This window comes from Leuconostoc falkenbergense (assembly GCF_045801155.1).
Lineage (GTDB): Bacteria > Bacillota > Bacilli > Lactobacillales > Lactobacillaceae > Leuconostoc > Leuconostoc falkenbergense.
Map to the genome: position 1 here is coordinate 488,949 of NZ_CP174386.1, position 20,374 is coordinate 509,322.

The following is a 20,374-nucleotide window of genomic DNA, read 5'->3' on the forward strand; positions in this document are numbered from 1 at the left end:
TCAATTTGCGTGTTTTCTCGCAAAATATAACGAAAAAAGCATATCATGTGGTGACCTTTTTTGCAATAGATAAATTGCTAAATATTACTAATATAACTGTCGCAATGATTGTGATAGCAAGACCCAACCATAAAAATGGTGGGGTATAGGTCATAGATATTGTGTGCCGCCCTGGTTTTGTTTTAATGCCGATAAAATAGTTAGCCACTTTGTCGGCTTTAACGGTTTTGCCATCAACCGCTATATGCCACCCAGCAACAGAGGGAATGGTAGTCATAATCAATGGCTTTGTTGATGTCGTCGTAATTGTCCCCTGAATATGTCGTTCGGACCGTTTTGTGATTTTAAGGCTATTCTGCTTTAACTCGCTAGCATCGTCTGCAATGCGATTGTTATCGACATGATAGAGGGTGACGTTAGATAAGGCTAATGTTTGGGTATCTTTCATTCTAAATGTGATTGTCTGCAACTTGTTTTTGGCATTTGAATTAAGATTAACAATAACAGTGTGGCGATAAGAGCTAAATTGCGTAATGACCTTGCCGTTAATTAGGAGGTCAAAATTCTTAATATCCAGACCACTGCCAATGGTCAAATAGTAGCTATCATTAGTTGTTGGGGTAAATTGCAAGTCCAAACTAGCAGGTTGACTCGCATTTTGACGTGTTATGATCGCATTTGTAATCGTTGTTGGTGCTTTGACATTATGGCCAATGGCTTTTTGAAAATTATCTGTGTCAACTGGCGACGTTGAATCACCGGTTAACCCTTGCCAAAGATTACCTTGATTTTGTAAAGGATTATTGTAAAGCATTTTGGTATTAAGCGCGCCAGAATTGGCTGCAAATGCTATGGGTAGGGCATTGTGATTCTGATAAATATTAGTAGTCGATGTTGTTGCTTTTAGACTGTAATTACTGGTGTCCGGACGAAAACCAATTAAATGTTGACTAGGTTGGCCAGCATCACCATTGTCTTGCCCATTTGGGGTGATGATATATTTCATGCCCAGCAGTGCATCAGATAGGATACTGCCATTGCTATACACAACATAATTATCGCCGTCAGGTTGTCCAAAATTGCCAAAAAAAGTTGGCGTAGACTTTGGTAAAGCCGAGCTGAAATGGGCACCGCCATAATAATCAAACATCATGCCATCACCACGAGTGCGTTGAAATGTTTGCGCTACACGATACCAAGAGGTGTCTTTTTTTAGAAACTTTTTATCCGCTGTGAGTGCTTTAATCGTATTTTGATACTCTGTATTTGTTAAATAAGAAAAGTTGTCTAGCGTGAAAACGACATTTGCTGTGAGGGATAATAACGTTAAGCCAACTAAAATGGGTAGCCAAAATTTGTCATGAACTTTAAAAGTGAACTGCGCCAATGTTAGCAAGGCTAAGCCAATGAATAAAGCAATACTTGAACGATTGATGTAATTGATTTTAGCATCACTGAGTGTGGCATAAATAGCAATTGCACTAAATATGATTAACAAAGTAGTAATTGTCATCAGTCGTGGCCGCCAAGTTGGCTGCCAACTAATAGCAGCTAAATAAATGACAAAGAAACTAATCAAAAAACTGAAACGGTATGGATACCAAACTGGGTATTGAAAACCGTGGAATAGTAAAGTAAGTGGTGCCCAAGTAGTGGCTAATATTAAGAAGGCTAACAGTAAAAATGCCCCGATTTTGACGCGTAATTTAATAACACGTGTCGTGAAAAAAGCTATTAGTGTGATTAAAACGAAAGCACTTACATAAAAGTTTGCTTGCCCATTTTGCATCTGGTCAAAATTAAAACTACCCAGAATTAATTTAAACAAAAGATGTAAAGGATTGTTATCAAACTTGAAAGAAAAATCAGAATTGTACTGCGTTTTGCCTAATTTGAGCTGAAAATAAGTCGGTAAAATTAGCCATGCTGATAGGCCGCCACCAATAGCTGAACTAATAATAAATCGTCTCAAAATTAGCCAACGATGTTTAATATTTGGCCAAGTCAAGCGCCAAGAAAAATACAACACGATAAAGATGGCGACCATATAGCCAATATAATAGTTACAAATAATACTGGCACCAAGCAGAAGGCTATATTGCCACCAAGATTGTTGATAAAACAAACGTTCAAGTGCCAAAATTACCAATGGCAGTAAAATGACGGTGTCGAGCCATAACAAATTTAAGTCGTTTGCAATGAACCAACCAGATAGTGCGTAGTTAACGGCGAACAAAGTGACATAGTAATGTTGTTGCAAGTGCAATTTCTGCAATAGATAAGCCATTGATAGGCCAGCTGCCCCAAATTTGAGCACAGTGACGAGTAGAATGGCGCTGGGGAGTGAGGCGTTAGGAACCATTAGAAAAATAAGGTTAAAAGGACTCATTAAATAATAAGCCCATTCACCCAGCATATCTCCGCCTAAGGCATTAGAAAATGAGTAAAAAAAGCTGCTAGGATGCTGCAGTAAGGTATGCTTGAATGCTGCAAATTGATCAATGTATTGTTGACCGAGGTCTACTGTTAAAATTGAGCTGGTGCCAAATGGTGCCATGTGACGATAGGCAAAATAAGCTAACATAATCAGTAGGGGGATCCAAAAGCTGAGTGCTAATGGTGCCAGTGTGTAGCGTTTTAAAGTGTGTTTCATAAATGAGTGTTCCTAAAAATAACAACTTGCTAATAAAAAAGGGCAGAAAAATTTGCTTAGTCAAGGCAATTCATTCTGGAACCTTTTTATGATTATCAAGTTTAGTGAGTTGATGAAATTGCAACTGATTCAGCGATATATTGGTCGGGATTGTTGATGAGTTTCGTGACAAATTCGGCGACACTAGTGCGTGTGATTGGCCCACCAATAATTTCTTCTTGTGGATCAGTTTGAACATTTAGTTGCTGCATCTTATTGTCATCGGTGAGTTCATTTGGCCTGATAATGGTGTAATCAAGTTGAGATGCTGTGATACGTTGCGCGGCAACAGCTTGATCGCCAATATAGCTGTTTTCGTTTTCGGGAGTACCTAAAATATTGCGCCACAAATCAGCTTGCTGAGGTGGCAACTCATTGTAAATGCCAATTGTTGCGATCCAAATCAGGCGAGACACCCCAGCAGTATGCATGGCATTGACCAACGCATTAGCCACATTTTTTTGACGGCCTTCGGCACCAATATTGGCGTAGACAATGTCAATATCTTTTAATGCCGTCACCAAATCAGCTTCATTTGCTGCATCTAGCTTGGTAATATGTTGGGCTGGTTTGGCGTGAAGAGAGGTGAGCTTTAATTGTGTGTCGGTATTGGCTAACATAGTAACCACTAATTTGGCAATTTGACCATTAGCACCGAGAATTAGAATTTTTTTTGTCATATCTTCATTTTAGCATGATTGTTTGGATTGCGGTAAAATATAGTTAGGAATGAGGTTCATTATGAGTTTAACTTATCAACAATTATTAACGGCAGTCCCACTGATATTACGAGGCGGTAATGTGCCTAATATTGTTGGAGAAGCAGGCATTGGCAAGTCTGCTTTAGTGAGCGATGTGGCAAAGCAAATGAATGCGCAATTGTTTACAACGGTGGTTTCTCTGTCAGAAAAAGGCGATTTGGCGATTCCAATACCGCCCTTGACTGAAAGTGCGTTTTTGCAAACTAAACATTATGGGCAACTTGCTGACGTTAAATTTGGCTACACACATACGCTGATTCAAATTATTCAGCATGCTGAAGCGGTACCGAGTCAACCAATTATTTGGTTTTTAGATGAATTCAATCGTGGCTCACAAGCTGTTCAGGCTGAACTGATGAATTTAGTGTTACAACGACAGATTAATGATCTAATTTTGCCAAAAAATGTTCTCCTTATCTTGGCAGAAAATCCAGATGATAGTATGCATGGTTTTGAGACATCTGAATATGCGGTTCAAACTTCTGATGCCGCAATTAAGGATCGGACAACAAGATTAGTGATGAGCGTATCAGTGAAAGATTGGTTAGCATGGGCTGCTAAAGGGGATCAACGGCCCAATATTCATGATTTGGTGCGCAGGTTTATCGCTGAAAATGCTAGTTTGTTGTATCCTGACGTGCGTGAAGTTGATTTGAATCCAACCCCACGTGCTTGGCAACGTGTGTCGGATGATCTTTTTGAATTGCTTAGGCTATCTAATCGTCAGCAAGAAGATTTGTTATTTGATATTGTGGCGGGTGATTTAGGTCAAGTAGTGGCAACACAATTTGTTCGATTTGTACGCGAACAAACGCCTAGCTTAACTGCCGAAGAAGTCTTTGACTCAAAACCAGACGGACCTAAAGTACCTTTAACCATTCGTTCCAAATTTGAAAGCTATTCAGAAATTCAAAAAATGACAGTGATGAAAACATTGTTATTGACGGCAGATATGACACACGATAATAACGCTGCACGTTTTAGTGAATTACTACAATTGCTGGCACCAGATGGTCAATATGCACTGGTTAAGCAAATGACAAATGCTCCAATTTTAGATGATTTGTACAATTCAGAAGAACACTATGCAAACGTGTTGTATCAACAAATTATGGACATTGCGACCAGATGATAACAAAGGATGAAACGGATAATTTAATATTAGGTGGTATTAAAACCTTACTCGATGTTTCACCACTATATGGCAACATTGTCATGAATTTAACCCGCGAAATGAACCTGTTAGCACCGCATCCTTTGGCATTAAAATGGCAAAATCATCGTTGGTACTTAGTAATCAATCCAGCACGTTTAACGGAAAATTTCAGCACGTATAATCAGATTGCTGCTGCATTGGCACATGAATCACTGCATGTTATTTGGGAACACCCAGTTCGCTATGCTGCAACGCACCAAGCAAAATCAGTTGTTGATCTAGGGACTGATGTGGCGATTAATCAATATTTACCTAAGGAATTAGGTGAGTTACCAACGGCTGTGACTTTGCAAATGTTGTTTGATGTGTACGGCGAATGGTTTGCGCCTTATCAAGATTCGCAAACTTATATTGATTTAATCAGTCGTTTTGAAGATGATGTGCCTGCTCATGGTGACGTCGACGGCCACGGTGATTGGGCGAGTGTTGGCGATGAGTCTGATGAGGCTAAATCGGCACTTGAACAAGTCATTCGGCAAGCCAATGAAGATGCACAAAAATCTGGGCGAGGTCACTTGGCTAGTGCTGTCATACAACAGATTTCCGCGGTGGTGGTGCCTAAAAAAAATTGGCGTCAAATCTTCAAAACAGGGGTAAGCCAAGTACCTAATCAAAAGCAACCATCACGCGCACGATTTAATCGGCGCCAAGCCTATCGAATGGACTTATTTGGTGAAATTAGTACGTACGAAAATGAAATTTTGGTATTTGTCGACAATTCAGCTTCTATTAGTGATAGACTAGTGGGTAAATTCCTAGCCAATGTGATGCAAATAACACAACAATTTGATGCTAAAGTCCGCGTGTTTTCATTTGATACAGCAGTTGAAGTGATTAAAAATATCAATCATTGGCAGCGCCGTGCTGGCGGAGGAACGGCATTTCAAAGTATTTTTGACTATCTAGATAAACAAAAAACACCTCGTGAGACGACAACAGTGATTATCCTAACTGATGGTGACGGTGAAACATCACCGATTATGTCACAGTATCGTCGTGTTTATTGGATACTGCCAGAAGAGCAACAACTCAGTTTGCCTAATCAAATTGGAAAGGTGTTGACCCTATGAAATTAAATCCAACAGATCTGAGTAGTTTTATTGCCAAAGACAATCGGTTCAAAAGAGCTGAAGCATTATTAACTGATCAATGGGAATCACTGTTACTGAGCGAGCCATGGGGCATGACGATGATGACGCGTTCAGATATTGTCTATGCAAAAGCATTAGTTGCATCAGATGCTATGACACCCACAGTTGATCTGACAACGTTTAAAGGCGTCCAACAGTTTATTCAGCGTAATGCAGTTCGGCTTTCACCAGATGTCGTCACAATGTTAAAGGAGCCATTCTTATGAAAATTAATCTTGTACTTGCACCAGAACAGTCAGTTTCAGAATTATTAGCACTTCAAACAGCGAATCCAGACAACGTGTTTTACCTCGGCAAGGTATCACAATTGGCGGGTTCGAATGTTTTGATTTTGGATGCGCCAGAAATTGTCCAACAATTTCAACGGCCATTAGGCTTTGATAGTCGTTATATTAATGGTCAATTAACTGGCCGTGTGATTCATCAAATTGCCTTTCAGGCTAAAGATGATAATGATAAACTAATTGGTAAGTTAGTAAATGTTGCCGGTGTTGTGGCTCAAAATGATAATGGTAAAGCAGATTATATGTTGTGGACTTTTTGGCAAAATCACAGTCAATTAGCTGATTTTTTGAAAAGTACACAGTATCAGCAAATGATTAATTTGATGAAAAATCCCTACACAACGACTTACCAACGTGTTACAAGTGATTCGCAATTGTCACTGAAACATCAAATGAGAGATGTTGATCCTGAATGGTGGGGTTGATTATCTGGTGACATTCGTTTACACTTATCTTGAAATGAATAAAATATCTGGGGTGCCGATTGGCTGAGAAATACCCATTGAACCTGATGACGTTAGTACGTACGCAGGGAGATATGTTGCATAAGCTAGTGTTTTTTAAATGTTGATTACTGGCCGTGAACGCATCTTCTTGGAGTGGGTTCGCGGCCTTTTTGTGTCCTATTATGGAGAAAACATGACCTCATTACAAACAATTAGAGAACAGTTTATGCCTCAAATAATGGCTGAGCCTTTCGTGAAAGCAATTGGTAATAACTCATTAACCAAGCATCAAGCCGATTATTATACGGCTCAAGATGCCAGTTATATCGAAGCTTTTATGCCTATCGTTGATCAAATTGATGAATCATTACATTTAACCAGACCGACAAGCGATGATGAGGGACAAGCACATCTTAGTCTAGTGGATGCTGTTGCCTCAAAGCCTTTAGATTTGGTTGGGCAATCCTATGTTAATCATATGCGTGCAGCAGCTCAAAAAGGTGCTATGTCAGCAATCATGGCAACCTTACCTTGTGTGGAATCCTATTACTTTATAGCTAAAGCACTGGCACATCAAACAAACAATGGTTGGCAGCAATATTATGCCAGTAAACAATACCATGATTTGGTAACCTATTACTGGCAGATTGTTGACCATTCAGACAGTCGACTAGATGTCGCTATTTTTGAAAAATCGTATCAATTTGAACTAAAATTTTGGCGGAATGCCTATGAAAAAGGGAGTCAATACTAATGACAATTAAAAATGTACGGACACAATCACCGCTTGTTCTGACCTATGCTAACTTTGTTACCCCACAATTCGTAGCCAATGTAGTGAATGTTATTGGTGGTTCGCCGCTTATGAGTCGCGAAGTTAGTGAATTTAATGATTTATGTCAAATTGCACATGCCGTTGTCATTAATATTGGTACGCTTAAGGCCAATGAATTATCAGATATTGTAACGCTCTCAAAGGTCGCTACTAACTTAGATAAACCTGTTATCTTGGATCCAGTTGCTGTTGCAGTACCTTTTCGTAGTAAGGCCGTGCAGACTTTGATGCGAGAAGGGCATGTTGATATTATTCGAGGTAACGCAGCGGAAATCGCGTGGTTTGCCGATATTGATTTTGACAGCCAAGGCATTGACGCCACTGGTAGTGGTGATGTAATTGCCATCGCACAATTAGCAGCAGAAAAGACTGGTGCCATAATTGCATTAAGTGGTGCCAAAGATGTTATTAGCGATGGGCATCAAACTGCCGTCATTGAGACAGACGTGCCATTATTATCAACTAATGTGGGAACTGGTGATGCATTATCGTCCATGATTGGTGCTTTTGTGGCTGAATCACTCACTATGGAAAATGTCATGTACACGATGGCAACGTTTAAGTTAGCTGGCCTCAAAGCCAGCCATCAAATCACGACACCAGGTTTTTATAGTATGCAATTGCTAGATGAACTTGCTGCAATTACAAGTGAGGAAGTAGCGACATTTATGACTGAAAGTGTGCAATACTTATGAGCAATGAAACACCACAAGTATTAACAATCGCTGGTGCTGATAGTAGTGGCGGTGCTGGTATTAGCGCTGATTTAAAGACATTTGCTGCACAGGGTGTTTATGGTGCTAATGTGTTTGTCGCTTTAACAGCGCAAAATACATTGGGTGTTCAAGATGTTTTGATGACACCACCTGATATGATTTGGTCACAAATGCAATCAATCGCTGATGATTTAGCTATCAAAGCAACCAAAACTGGTATGCTCGGAAACGCAGAGACAGTAGCGCTTGTTGCCAAAGGCTTGCAAAATTTTGATTTTGGTAAATATGTGTTAGATCCGGTAATGGTTGCGAAAGGTGGCGCAAAGTTGCTTAATCCTGATGCAGTGGCTGCCGTTAAAAGTTTATTGTTACCGCTAACAGAACTTGTAACGCCTAATATGCCAGAAGCTGAAATTTTAAGTGGTCAAGCGATTAATAATCGGCAAGACATGCAACGTGCAGCTAAGGCGATTCAAAAATTAGGCGCTAAAAATGTTTTATTGAAAGGAGGTCATGGGCAGTCATCACGTATTGAGGATTACGTCTTATTGGCTGATGGGACAGATTTCTGGTTGGCAAGTCAGCGGGTTCTTACGGAGCGTACCCACGGCACTGGAGACACTATTTCGGCAGCGATTACAGCACAATTAGCGCTTGGCAAAACTTTAGATGTGGCGATTTTGCATGGGAAAAGATACGTTGATGCCACAATTCGTGATGGCATTGCTGTTGGACACGGGCATGGGCCACTTAACCATGGGACCAAATTGGTGACAGAAGATACAGTTGAGGTACTTCATGACATTTAATCCATTAATATTACGACGTTATTTTGTTTTAGGCACTCAAAATGTGGAAAACGAATCACAATTTTTTGATATTTTAACAACCGCTTTGAAATATGGTATTACTGCTTTTCAATATCGTGAAAAAGGTGATGGCGCATTAAAAGGCGCTGAAAAATATCGTGTAGCAGAGCGTGTACGCGACTTAACACGCCAGTATCACGTGCCTCTAATCATCGACGATGATATTCCATTAGCTCACCAAATTCACGCTGATGGTGTGCACTTTGGTCAAAAGGATGGTAATATTATTGAAAATGTGCGTGCTTGCAATGGTATGTTTGTTGGTGTGTCCGTGACGACGCAAGCTGATTTTCATCGTGTTCAAGGTGTATCGGGAATTGATTACATTGGTGTTGGACCAATATTTGCGACGAAGACAAAAGCTGATGCTAATCCACCAATTGGTCTCGAAGGCTTGAGACACATTAAAAGCATTAGTGATTGGCCAATCGTCGCTATTGGTGGTATTTCAAATCAAAATATAGATGATATTTATGCGACTGGTATCAATGGCGTGGCTGTTATTAGCATGATTAGTGCAGCTGATAATGTCGCAGACGCAGTGATAAATTGGCAACAAAACTCATAAAGATTAAAAGAGGCTCAACATGTTTAACACGCTGAGTCTCTTTAATATGATTTTTACTTTATAAATTGTTCAGATAGCGACAAAAATTCATCAATATCTTTTTTAACCAAATCGGCACCAGCTTGCCAGAAATCTGGCTTAGTCAGATCAACATCTAAATGTTTTTGAGCTAATTCTTCTGATGTCATATTTGCTGTGTCACGAAGCAACGCAATATATTTATCCTCGAAATTATCACCATCTTTTTGTGCTTGTGCATAAATACCGGCTGAAAAGAGATAACCGAATGTGTACGGGAAATTATAAAATGGGACTGAATCAATAAAGAAGTGTAACTTTGAAGACCAGAAATGTGGGTGACGTGTATCTAGCATACCATCAAAGGCGCTTTTTTGTGCTTCATCCATCAATTCGTTCAGTCGTTGCGGCGTGACAACGCCATTTTGACGCTCCGTATAGAACGCATCTTCAAATAAGAAACGCGCATGAATGTTCAAGAACATGGCAATAGGATTAGTCATTTTGGCGTCTAATAAGACCACTTTTTCAGCGTCAGTCGTTGCTGCTTTTACGTTAGCGTCATTGACAATAAGTTCAGCGAAAGTGGAAGCTGTTTCAGCAACATTCATTGCATACGCATCACGCCAGAACGGCAAATCATTAAGTTGAGCAGAATGAAAAGCATGTCCCAACTCATGGGCAATCGTTGCGGCATCATTGACTGATCCAGTATAAGTTAGAAAAATGCGTGATTCATGTAAATCAGGGACAGATTCCATGTAGCCACCCGGTTGTTTGCCAGGTCGGTTTTCAGATTCAATCCAATTATTTTCAAATGCCATTTTGGCAAAATCAGCCATTTTAGGTGAAAACTTACCAAATTGCGTGATAATAAATTGTGCTGCTTCATCGTAAGAGACTTCTTTAGGACTGTAATCACCGATGTTTGTGAGCGGTGCAACTTGATCTTGCCAACCCAATTGCGAGAGGCCAAGCAAGGCTTTTTTACGGTCAAAGTAGGGCTTGAACATGCCTTTGTTGTTGTCAACAACATGCCACATCGCCTTTAAAGTTTCTTCAGACATGCGATTCATTTCCAAAGGTTGTTCTAAATAATTTTGACGCTGATGTGCTTTCTGATTAGTTAATCTGAATCCAGCCAAATGATTAAGCGTGTCGGCAGTGAGGTTTTCTGCATTACCCCACATTTTCTCATAATTAGCCATAATATTGGCACGCGTCTCATTATTTGGTTCGCCATCTAGCATATTAAGCGCTTGGCCGGCGGAAATTTGTCGTGTTTTGCCCGTTTCGTCAGTGTAGTTCATTGAGAGTGAAGCCGAAATAGTGTCATAGTGTTGTGACCATGCTTGCTGACCATCAAGATCAAATTGATTGATCAGCGACTCAGTGCTGTCATCCAAAAGGCGCTTGGCATCGGTGCGTAGTTCTGTTAAATAGAAAGCAATTGGTGATAAGCGTTGTGTTTTAATGGCCGTAGCAAAGGTCGCATCATCTAATTGTAATAACAGTTTTTGGAAGCGGTTGAGTGGCGTTGAAAAAGCAACCCACAAGTTACCTAATTTATCAAAATGAGGTGCATAAACACTATTACCATAATCAACAGATGACCAACCATTAACGAAAATGCCAGCTGTGCCAATACCAGCACTAATTGTTTGTGCTAAATCAGCTAAGTTAGCTAATTGGTCGAAATCCTTATCATCAGATGCACGGTATGCGTCAACTTCTGTCGCGAAGTCTTGTGTTTGAGAAGTGATGAGTTCGTATTTTTGAGTGAGTTGCGGTGATGTGATACCACCCGGGAAAATACTTTCTAAATCCCAAGTTTGTGAATAAGACATGAATGAATACCTCAATTTATTTTTATCGTTACCTTATGATAACATTGTTTGAAAAAATTGGATATGTGAGATTATGAGGAGAATAACATGGCATTTTCTGAAAGGATTCAAAATAGGGGGAATCAACATATTTGCCCCCTATACAATTAAGTTGTAAAATAAAAAGATTGAATTCGAGGAGAATGTGAGTCATGAGAAGTGCCTATAAGTGGTTAATTGGTCTGGTAACCTTAGTCATGCTGTTATTATTATCAGCGTCTATGTATTTTTTTCATGTTGCAGAAGTTCGTAATCCCGCAGCAAATAAACCAGATGCACTTAGAACAAAATCCAGTCCTGTTTATGATTATGAGCACAAGTTTTTAGCACGTCATAAAACGACTTGGACGCAAAAAACTTCAGATGGGCTGACACTTGATGCTTGGTATGTGACAGCCAGTCAGCCGACAAATAAAACTGCAATTTTGGCACATGGTTGGCATAATAATAAAACAACGATGGCCATTTACGGCGAACTATTTCACGATCTTGGATATAATGTGTTGATTCCAGATAATCGTGCACATGGTGATTCACAGGGTAAATTAATCGGATACGGTTGGACGGATCGACGAGATTATATTGGTTGGATTAATCAGGTTCTGAAGAAAAATGGGCAACAGTCTAATATTGTCATGTACGGTATGAGTATGGGTGCAGCAACTGTCGTTAATGTTTCTGGTGAACACGATTTGCCAAAACAAGTGAAAGCGTTTATCGAAGATTCGTCATATACTAGCGTTCTGGAAGAAGTGAAACATGAAGCTGGAGACATGTATGGCTTACCTTGGTTTCCTATTGTTAACATTGTATCTGGCATTTCCAAAGTGCGAGCTGGATACTCATATAGTGAGGCTAGTCCACTGAAACAGGTTGCGAAAAATAAACGACCAATGTTGTTCATTCATGGTGACAAAGATACTTTCGTACCCACGCGCATGGTTTATCAGCTTTACGCGGAAACAAAGGGGCCCAAAAAGTTGTGGGTGACGAGTGGTTCAAAACATGTGCAAAGTTTTCCAGATCATCCCGTAGCTTATCGACAAAAAGTGACCAACTTTTTGAATCAGTATGACAAATAAAAACACAACTGTCATTTCATAACAGTTGTGTTTTTATTTTGCATCTTTAGGGTCAACGCCGTACAACTCAATGTGATAGCCAGAAATATTGAGACCGCTGGCCGTACGAGCCGCGTCAAGTAACGGTTGCACGTCAAAATTATTAGCATCAATAATTTCATGCGTTTTTTGGTTGATGATGTGATAGTGTGGTTCACCATAGTAATCAAAATGGCGTTTGTCATCATGGCTATCAATAACAACAACTAGACCAGTATCCACCAATTTTTCAAGTGTATTATAAACCGTGGCTAAACTAATTGTTTGCAAATCAGCGTGGATCATTTCAGCTGTCGGATGGGTTTTGTGAGACATCAGATAATCTAAAATAATCATACGCTGAGACGTCGCTTTTAGTCCACGTTCTTGCAACATGTTGCGCAATTTTTGATCAGGCATCAGCATCTCCATTTAATATGACCTAATTATATCACGTCTAAAATATTCTACCAAGCGACTTGAATTGTCAGACCAAGAGCGTTATGATGTTATTATATTAGAATGATTCTAAAAACGAGGGGGGAATAAAATGTCGGAAAAGCAGAGTTTGATGCAACGTAACAATGTCATTCGTGCTGCAGTGATGGGCGCCAATGATGGCATCTTGTCAGTATCAGGAATTATATTGGGTGTTGCTGGCGCCACCAGTCATACCGGAACAATTCTTTTAGCCGGTTTTGCTGGTACGCTAGCTGGAACAGTTTCCATGGCAATGGGAGAATATGTGTCGGTTAGTTCACAACATGATGCACAAGAAAAAGTGCGACGAGAACAATCATTAGCGTTGAAACAAAATTTTGACGGTGAGTTCAAATTTGTTCAAAAGAAATATGAAGATAATGGTATTTCTGAGCAGCTTGCAATGCAAGCAACGCGTGAGATGATGACTAAGGAGCCACTTGTGACCACAGTTCGTGAACGATTTGGTTTCTCATTAGATAATGAATTGAGTGCCAAAGATGCGGCGTTAGCTTCGTTAATTAGTTTTCCAGTTGGGTCTATTCTGCCGATGTTAGCAATGTATTTGTCACCTAAAAGCAGTCGTGAATGTCTGACTTTTTTCGCCGTTGCTATTGCCTTAGCACTAACAGGCTATGTCGCTGCACATTTGAATGGTGCTGATAAAAAACATGCTGCTGTGCGTAATGTATTAGCGGGCATATTTACGATGGTTGTAACATTTGCCATCGGTAGTTTATTTCGATAAAAGGGGGACACAATGTCAGAGCAAAAAAATAATAAAAGTATGACAATGGATGAGCGACTAAATGCGATTCGTGCAGGTGTTCTTGGGGCAAATGATGGCATTTTAACCGTTGTTGGTGTGTTGTTTTCGGTAGCAGCCGCCACGACTAATCATTTTGCGATATTTATTGCTGGTTTAGCAGATTTATTAGCGTGTGCTTTATCGATGGCTTCAGGCGAATATGCGTCAGTTAGTTCGCAATCTGATAGTGAAAAAGTTGTCGTCGCACGTGAAAAAAAGTTATTACATGATGATTTTGAAGGACAGCGAAGGAGCGTGGCAGATTTTTATGTTGAGCGTGGGGTATCTCAAAATACAGCGCTAGCGATTGCGGATGAACTATTAGTTAAAAAACCACTCGAAACAGTTTTGAGTGTTAAATACGATTTGACGTTAGGACATTACATGAATCCTTGGTCAGCAGCGTGGTCGTCACTATTTAGTGCTGCGATTGGTGGTGTTTTCCCATTAGCTGCCTTAATATTGGTCACAGGACGCTATCAATTTGTTGCTACAATTGGCGCAACTGTTGTGGCTGTCGCGTTAACTGGATTTTTGAGTGCCAAAATTTCTAATGGTCTTATTAAGCGTGCAGTTATCCGAAATATTATTATTGGTCTTGTAACAGTCGCCATTCACTTTGGTATTGGAAAACTGTTTTGAGATAGACTTGCTCATGGGGCTTATTATTTGAGATAATGAGAGCATGAACAACAAAATTAAGCAAACATGGCGTGTGATTGATGCGCGTTTTAAATTATCCACTTTAGGCGAGCTTTTTTCGCGATCACAAATTGGTTATGTTGGTCCGACATTTGCTTACTATGCCTTGTTAACGGTCTTTCCAATATTGATGGGCGCAGCGATGATCGTGTCCTTTACAAGCTTTAGTACAGCAGATTTATTGACTGCCATGCGCAATATGCTACCAAAAAATATTGAAAATATTGTGATTCCAATTATGCAGTCAGTCTTGGCGTCCAAAAGTGCCTCATTGCTGTCGTTTACTGTTATCTTCACTATTTGGTCAATTTCTCGCGTGATTGCTGTATTCCGTAAGTCTTTCAATGCCATTGCTGATGTTGATGAACGTTTTAATAACATGTTGACACGTTTGTTTTCATTTCTATGGTTACTTGTGATTATTGCAGCGTTCGCTTTATTGATGATTGGGAGTAACGTTCTAACGATTGCTATGCAGCACTTACCGCATACGCAATGGACCAGCTTTTTGCAACACCAAACGCGTTGGTTTATCTGGTTGGGGATGTGGTTAGCGTTAACGATGATGAACTTTTTGTTACCCACTAAAGATGCGAGAGCGCCTCTGCGGTTTGTCGTGGTTGGCAGTTTCATAGAATTATTGATGCTAAATGCTTTGAACAAAGGGTTTACCATCTATGCTAAGATTGCAATTGGAAAATATGACTTTTATCAATCTGTGAGTTCCATGATTGTACTGTTAATTTGGTTGAACTTGATTGCAACAATTCTAGTATTGGGATATGTAATTATAAAGTGGATAGCTGAGATAAAATGGGGGAAAGATCTTGTTTCAAGACAGTGATTTTGATATTTTTAATGATGAAACGTTAGCAGGACGAATGGCCAAAATTAAGGCTATTATTGATCCAACATTTGTTGAATTTGCTGACATCGCTTTACCAATTTTGCAAGAAGATGGACAAGAATGGTATGCACATGTCGCAAAACATTTGCGGCGAACTACCTATGCGCCAGATAACACATGGGTGGCTTTTGCCCCCAATCGACGCGGGTATAAAATGTTGCCGCACTTTGAGTTGGGTATGTGGGCTGATCATATTTATTTTTATTTGGCGATTGAAGAAAATATGAAGCCAAAACAAACTACTGACATTGTCAATAAAATGACAGCAGTGACTGACATGGTTTTATCTTTACCAGCCAGTTATCGGCTTAGCCCTGATCACATGGTTAATGAAACAGTACCTCTGTCAGACTACTCACATTTAGTTAAACGGTATCAAGAGGTTAAACATAGTGAGGTTTTGATTGGCGTTGTGATACCAAGAGGTGATCAACGCGTGGGCACTGAAAGCCTAGTGGTGGCATTAAGCGATACGCTAAAAACATTAAAACCAATTTATGAACAACTCGTTTAAAAAAAGAACTTCATTGAAGTTCTTTTTTTAGCCACCAATGGCATCAAACTGATTGTTTTCTTGCAGCTGTAAAGTTTGTGCTTGGTTAATTTCAGTATATAAGACACTTGCCATTGACGTCGGAATAAAGCCATCTGTGACACCCTGTTGTACAAAATCATATTCAAATTGAAATGCTTGAATGTATAGGCTGTTGTCAACTTGTGTTGTTTGTTGGCGGTAATCACGTTTAATGGCACTGAAGAAGCGATTCATTGTTTCGCGAGTCATGTAGATATAGTCGTTGTCACTTTGTTTATTGTCGAGGCGTTCTCTTAACAAATCATCTAAATGTTTGTCTGTGGCAGTGATCACATCCTCATTTAAGCGTAACATTTCTTTTCTTGTATTAGTCCATTTTTCAATGTTTTCGGCAAATTTGGGATCGCTAGCAAGCTTTGTTTTTCGTATACGGTCACGTTGTGCTTTGGTAATTGCACCATTAGCTAAATGCCAAGCAGATTGTCTCATAAAGCGCTTCAAAGCATGCTTCAGGTGATGACTAAAATGTCCCATTGTTTTTTGACTATTATTAAATGAGTAATTGAGTATTTTCGTGTAAGCATTGATGGTAGTTAAGCTATATGTTGCAGAGGCATAATCGCCATGCACATAAGCTATCATAAAATCCTGCGTATCAGCAATTAAATCAATAAATTCAGGTGATTGACGTTTCCTATCATCCATCATAAATAGTTTATTTTTTTGTGATTGTAATTGTGCTGATAATACTTCACGCGTGCTATGGTCAGTGACAGTATCTAAAATTTTGAGTGAGGCGTAATCCACCATTTTATCGCGAATATGGGTTAAATCACTATCGGAATAGGCTTCTACTTTTTTTGGCAGGCTAAGTGGTAGCACAATTGCACTGATTAGCATGCTGAGTAAAATGACAATAGTAGCGACTATGATGAGCTCTTCGCGATATGGGAAAGCACGTCCGCCAATTTGATAAGGTAATGAGAAAGCCATTGCTAACGTTACAGTACCATGGACGCCACTAATGGCAAAAATTTTAGCATAGAAACGATGATTTTGATCATTACGATCACCAAAGAATGAAGGAATTGTCTGACGATGACGACGTGAGCGGTTGTTACGATCATCGTCACGTAAAGCCCAAAAGTATCGCAATACAAGCATAATGACATAAATTAAAAGACTTAGCGCGGCTAGTTGCAGTGTGCCAGATATCCCAATCTTAGTCATGGCTAACCAAACAGTTGGTAAAGAAATGCCTAAAATCAAAAAGACAATATCGTTTAAAACATCAGCAATGGTGCCCCAAATAGTTCTTGAAGTCAGCTGAACACTTGTTGAGGTTAAGCGTAATCGACTTGATTCCCAGTTGTGGACCATACCAGTGGCCACGACCGCTAAAATACCAGATGTGCCTAAGTGTTCAGCTAATAAATAGACAGCAAACGGTGTTAATAAGCTGATGGGGATGATGGTCGTTTCAGGATTGGAGGCGCGTTGTTGCAAATTGACGCGCAATGCCACAATTAAAAGCCCAGAAATAGTGCCAATGACAACCCCGCCAAAAGCGACAAAAAAGAAGTGTTCCAGACCGTTAAGCACTGAAAAAGTGCCTTTTGAGAGCACGGACAAGGATAAATCTAACATGACTAAGCCTGTGGCGTCATTAAAAAGTGATTCCAATTCTAATGCTTCACCGACGCCCTCAGGCATATCAGTACCGGCAGTTAGCGATTTGACGGCAACAGCATCAGTAGGTGTCACGATGGCAGCTAAAGTAATTGCTAATGGCAGTGTCCAAGCTACTTCAACGTGATTGGTAATCATGCCAACCACTAAGGCAGTTACTACGGCCAGAACGACCGAGAGCGTCCAGATACCACCAAATCGCTTTTTAATTTTGGAAAATGATTGTTTTTGACCGTCAATAAACATAATCGGGGCAATAATCATTAACATAAAAAATTCGGGTTCTAATTCAAAAGTGTTAAAAATTGGTGTAAATGACATAGCAACACCAACAATGATTAGAATGAATGCTTCAGGTATTTTTGGAATAAAATCTTTAATAATGTTAGTGGCAATAACACCAATAAGCAGTAACGAAAGGGTATAAAGTGTTTCCATTTGAATCCTCATTAATGATTGTTAGTAATCATGAAATTAATGTATGTGGCGTTTTAAGCTTAAAACCACATGATTCAATTTTAACACTAGTCGATTATTTTCGCCGTATTTACCAATAAAGGCTGTTATCTGACAATGCATGGTAAAGTCATTCTGATTGACAAATTAAAGAGAGTCACGCATTTGAATTTCGGACGGGATACGGGTATTTTTTGGTGGTGTGGCTTGACCGTTAACACTTGATAATAATTGCTCTGCTGCGACACGGCCAATTTCTTGGGGATTTTGTGATACTGATGCAATTGCCGGCGTGATCATATCGGCAAATTGGTCGTCGTCATAGCCAATTAAACCGACATCTTCAGGAATATTGAGTGAGCGTGTCTTGGCAAAACGCACGGCAGACCAAAGCACTTGTCCATTGAGCGCAAAAATGGCTGGATGTTGGTGCTGTTTGATTTCCGCATGTAATAATGATTGCCAATCGCTGCCATCAATTTCAATTAGTTTGACGGTGATGCCACTACCAGTTAAGCCAGCTTCTAAACCATTATAACGATTCATTCGGCTAGATACGCCATTGATGTGGTTGGCCAAAACAAGAATAGCATCGTATGATTTCGTTTTGAAAATTTTAGCTAATTCGACTGATTTTTGAAAATTATCAGACACGACAGCAGGCCAAGTGAATGGTTCAGTGTAACGATCTACTTGGACTACTGGTGTCTTTTCATCGACAAGCAACTGATAATGTTCAGGTTGATGAACAAGTGGTTGCAAAATGATGCCATCGACTTGTTCAATCATCATTTTTTCAAGGTTACTTAATTCTCGCTCAACACTATTATCGGCATCCATAATCAAGACTTGATAATGTGTTTTTTGAAAATATTCGCCAATGCCTTTGAGCAACCGTGATGTGTACATATTAGAAATATCAGCGACTGAAACGCCAATTAAAAAAGAGTGATGCGTTTTTAGGGCTTGCGCTTGACGATTGGGCCGATAATCGAGTTTATCAATTGTTTCCTCGATACGCGCTTTTGTATTGCCTGACATATTATCAAATTTACCATTCAAATAACGCGAAATGGTGGTTTTTGATACCCCTGCTTGGGCGGCAATATCATTAATTGTGACTTTTTTATCCATGAAAACATTATACGACAAATTGAAATTGGGGGTTGACAAATATTTGAAAGCGTTTACAATATATCTTGTAAACCGGTTTCCGAAAACGATAAACTAAAAGGACACTAAGATGGCTAAAGAACAAATGCACATTGATCCAGAAAAATTTGCCTTGAGATTCATTGAATCGTTCAACTTCGATTTTAATGCAAAGGAATTAGAGAGTATGGCTAAAAAGGAATTGGCTGCCTACTTATCTGCGTACTTCCTTGTTGAAAAATTCAATAGAATTGAAAGTGAAAATTTTGATAAAAACGATACTAATAATTTGTCTGATTTAGGCTTTGACGAATTATTAGAACATGTAAAAGATTTAAACAAGTATTAAGGAGTGAATCATGAAAAAATCTCAAATCGTCTTGAACCATCTGGTGTTTGCTAAAGATCATGACAACGGCATGCAGCAATTAGACATGTTAAAAAAAGTTGTTGCATTGGGCGTTCAGTCAGCTGAACTACGTCGCGAATATTTTGATGACATTGCCACTGAAACGCCAGCTATTTCTGATTACGCAAAAGCACATCAACTACGTTTATTTTATTCGGTGCCAGATGAAGTCTTTGTTAATCATCGTATCAATCCAAAATTGGAACAATATTATGATGAGGCTACGCAACTTGGCGTTAGCGTGATCAAATTCAATACAGGTGATTTTGATACATTATTGCCTGAAGATATCCAACAACTCAATGCTTTATTAAATCGTGGTATTGAAACCAATATTGAAAATGACCAAACACAGGTATCAGGTAAAATTGATGCCATTAAAGCATTTATGACTGCTGCAAAAGCAGCTAAGCTCGACATAGGCTATGTCTATGATATGGGTAATTGGCGTTATGTCGGCGAAGATGAAGTTGTCGCAGCGAAAGCACTTGCACCTTACGTTCGCTACATTCATGTGAAAGATGATAAGGGTAGTGGGGATAATCTTGTGACAGTGCCTTTAAATGACGGGGATATCAATTGGCAAGCAATCTTGACGATTTTGCCACAAGACGTACCAGTCGCAGTTGAGTATCCAACTGCTAGCGAGCAAGTCATTATTGATGGTGTGCAGGCACTAGAAGCGTATAACTGA

21 protein-coding genes and 1 riboswitch are annotated in these 20,374 nt (G+C 39.6%); of the genes, 15 read left to right on the forward strand and 6 right to left on the reverse strand.

Going from position 1 to position 20,374, the window contains the following annotated elements; translation table 11 throughout:
* Positions 1-43: 43 nt before the first annotated feature.
* Positions 44-2,653 carry a YfhO family protein gene (locus tag ACI3ES_RS02470; protein WP_260377939.1) on the reverse strand — a complete coding sequence of 870 codons (2,610 nt, stop codon included), beginning with the start codon at positions 2,651-2,653 and terminating at the stop codon, positions 44-46.
* Positions 2,654-2,754: 101 nt separating this feature from the next.
* Positions 2,755-3,372, reverse strand: a complete 618-nt coding sequence (locus ACI3ES_RS02475) for an NAD(P)H-binding protein (protein WP_114666416.1) — start codon at positions 3,370-3,372, stop codon at positions 2,755-2,757.
* 61 nt (positions 3,373-3,433) lie between these two features.
* Here ACI3ES_RS02475 and ACI3ES_RS02480 point away from each other — a divergent pair, with 61 nt between their 5' ends.
* The 8 genes from ACI3ES_RS02480 (at position 3,434) to thiE (ending at position 9,538) form a co-directional block, all read left to right on the forward strand.
* Positions 3,434-4,585 (forward strand): ATP-binding protein, encoded by a 1,152-nt coding sequence (locus ACI3ES_RS02480; protein WP_114666417.1) that lies wholly within the window; start codon positions 3,434-3,436, stop codon positions 4,583-4,585.
* A complete protein-coding gene (locus tag ACI3ES_RS02485) occupies positions 4,582-5,739 on the forward strand; it encodes a VWA-like domain-containing protein (protein WP_114666418.1) in 1,158 nt (385 codons plus the stop codon). Before ACI3ES_RS02480 ends, ACI3ES_RS02485 begins: the two co-directional genes overlap by 4 nt.
* The gene (locus tag ACI3ES_RS02490; RefSeq protein ID WP_004910121.1) at positions 5,736-6,026 is read left to right on the forward strand and encodes a hypothetical protein; all 291 of its coding nucleotides are present in this window, start codon (positions 5,736-5,738) and stop codon (positions 6,024-6,026) included. Before ACI3ES_RS02485 ends, ACI3ES_RS02490 begins: the two co-directional genes overlap by 4 nt.
* Positions 6,023-6,529 (forward strand): hypothetical protein, encoded by a 507-nt coding sequence (locus ACI3ES_RS02495; RefSeq protein ID WP_004910118.1) that lies wholly within the window; start codon positions 6,023-6,025, stop codon positions 6,527-6,529. Before ACI3ES_RS02490 ends, ACI3ES_RS02495 begins: the two co-directional genes overlap by 4 nt.
* Positions 6,530-6,567: 38 nt before the next feature.
* Positions 6,568-6,656: riboswitch (TPP riboswitch) on the forward strand.
* A gap of 87 nt (positions 6,657-6,743) precedes the next feature.
* A complete protein-coding gene (locus ACI3ES_RS02500) occupies positions 6,744-7,304 on the forward strand; it encodes a transcriptional regulator (RefSeq protein ID WP_114666419.1) in 561 nt (186 codons plus the stop codon).
* Positions 7,304-8,080, forward strand: a complete 777-nt coding sequence (thiM, locus tag ACI3ES_RS02505; protein WP_114666420.1) for a hydroxyethylthiazole kinase — start codon at positions 7,304-7,306, stop codon at positions 8,078-8,080. Before ACI3ES_RS02500 ends, thiM begins: the two co-directional genes overlap by 1 nt.
* Complete coding sequence (thiD, locus tag ACI3ES_RS02510; RefSeq protein ID WP_114666421.1) at positions 8,077-8,910, forward strand: bifunctional hydroxymethylpyrimidine kinase/phosphomethylpyrimidine kinase; 834 nt, start codon at positions 8,077-8,079, stop codon at positions 8,908-8,910. The genes thiM and thiD overlap by 4 nt, the downstream gene beginning before the upstream one ends.
* Positions 8,900-9,538 carry a thiamine phosphate synthase gene (gene thiE, locus ACI3ES_RS02515; protein ID WP_114666422.1) on the forward strand — a complete coding sequence of 213 codons (639 nt, stop codon included), beginning with the start codon at positions 8,900-8,902 and terminating at the stop codon, positions 9,536-9,538. Before thiD ends, thiE begins: the two co-directional genes overlap by 11 nt.
* 53 nt (positions 9,539-9,591) lie before the next feature.
* On the opposite strand, the gene ACI3ES_RS02520 is transcribed toward thiE, so the two are convergent.
* Complete coding sequence (locus tag ACI3ES_RS02520; RefSeq protein ID WP_407632016.1) at positions 9,592-11,403, reverse strand: M3 family oligoendopeptidase; 1,812 nt, start codon at positions 11,401-11,403, stop codon at positions 9,592-9,594.
* A gap of 191 nt (positions 11,404-11,594) precedes the next feature.
* Between ACI3ES_RS02520 and ACI3ES_RS02525 the strand changes: the two genes are divergently transcribed.
* Entirely contained in the window at positions 11,595-12,524 is a 930-nt protein-coding gene (locus ACI3ES_RS02525; protein ID WP_142511280.1) for an alpha/beta hydrolase, read from the forward strand.
* Between the two features lie 33 nt (positions 12,525-12,557).
* Here the strand turns inward: ACI3ES_RS02525 and ACI3ES_RS02530 are convergent, their stop codons facing one another.
* The gene (locus ACI3ES_RS02530) at positions 12,558-12,962 is read right to left on the reverse strand and encodes a Fur family transcriptional regulator (protein ID WP_114666425.1); all 405 of its coding nucleotides are present in this window, start codon (positions 12,960-12,962) and stop codon (positions 12,558-12,560) included.
* 130 nt (positions 12,963-13,092) lie between these two features.
* Between ACI3ES_RS02530 and ACI3ES_RS02535 the strand changes: the two genes are divergently transcribed.
* Genes ACI3ES_RS02535 through ACI3ES_RS02550 form a run of 4 tightly spaced genes read left to right on the forward strand, consistent with a single transcriptional unit; the run spans position 13,093 to position 15,953 of the window.
* Positions 13,093-13,770: a VIT family protein gene (locus ACI3ES_RS02535; protein ID WP_114666426.1), complete on the forward strand. Its 678-nt coding sequence runs from the start codon at positions 13,093-13,095 to the stop codon at positions 13,768-13,770.
* A 12-nt stretch (positions 13,771-13,782) separates the two neighbouring features.
* Positions 13,783-14,472, forward strand: a complete 690-nt coding sequence (locus tag ACI3ES_RS02540; RefSeq protein WP_036086962.1) for a VIT family protein — start codon at positions 13,783-13,785, stop codon at positions 14,470-14,472.
* Between the two features lie 43 nt (positions 14,473-14,515).
* Positions 14,516-15,376, forward strand: coding sequence for a YihY/virulence factor BrkB family protein (locus tag ACI3ES_RS02545; protein ID WP_114666427.1), 861 nt, complete (start codon positions 14,516-14,518; stop codon positions 15,374-15,376).
* Positions 15,360-15,953, forward strand: coding sequence for a DUF1054 family protein (locus ACI3ES_RS02550; protein ID WP_114666428.1), 594 nt, complete (start codon positions 15,360-15,362; stop codon positions 15,951-15,953). Before ACI3ES_RS02545 ends, ACI3ES_RS02550 begins: the two co-directional genes overlap by 17 nt.
* Before the next feature lie 27 nt (positions 15,954-15,980).
* On the opposite strand, the gene ACI3ES_RS02555 is transcribed toward ACI3ES_RS02550, so the two are convergent.
* Together ACI3ES_RS02555 and ACI3ES_RS02560 are read right to left on the reverse strand one after the other, a co-directional pair.
* Complete coding sequence (locus ACI3ES_RS02555; RefSeq protein WP_114666429.1) at positions 15,981-18,101, reverse strand: sodium:proton antiporter; 2,121 nt, start codon at positions 18,099-18,101, stop codon at positions 15,981-15,983.
* 165 nt (positions 18,102-18,266) lie between these two features.
* Complete coding sequence (locus tag ACI3ES_RS02560; protein ID WP_114666430.1) at positions 18,267-19,253, reverse strand: LacI family DNA-binding transcriptional regulator; 987 nt, start codon at positions 19,251-19,253, stop codon at positions 18,267-18,269.
* Positions 19,254-19,362: 109 nt separating this feature from the next.
* Between ACI3ES_RS02560 and ACI3ES_RS02565 the strand changes: the two genes are divergently transcribed.
* The gene (locus tag ACI3ES_RS02565) at positions 19,363-19,620 is read left to right on the forward strand and encodes a hypothetical protein (RefSeq protein ID WP_036067214.1); all 258 of its coding nucleotides are present in this window, start codon (positions 19,363-19,365) and stop codon (positions 19,618-19,620) included.
* Between the two features lie 10 nt (positions 19,621-19,630).
* Positions 19,631-20,374: a sugar phosphate isomerase/epimerase gene (locus ACI3ES_RS02570; protein WP_114666431.1), complete on the forward strand. Its 744-nt coding sequence runs from the start codon at positions 19,631-19,633 to the stop codon at positions 20,372-20,374.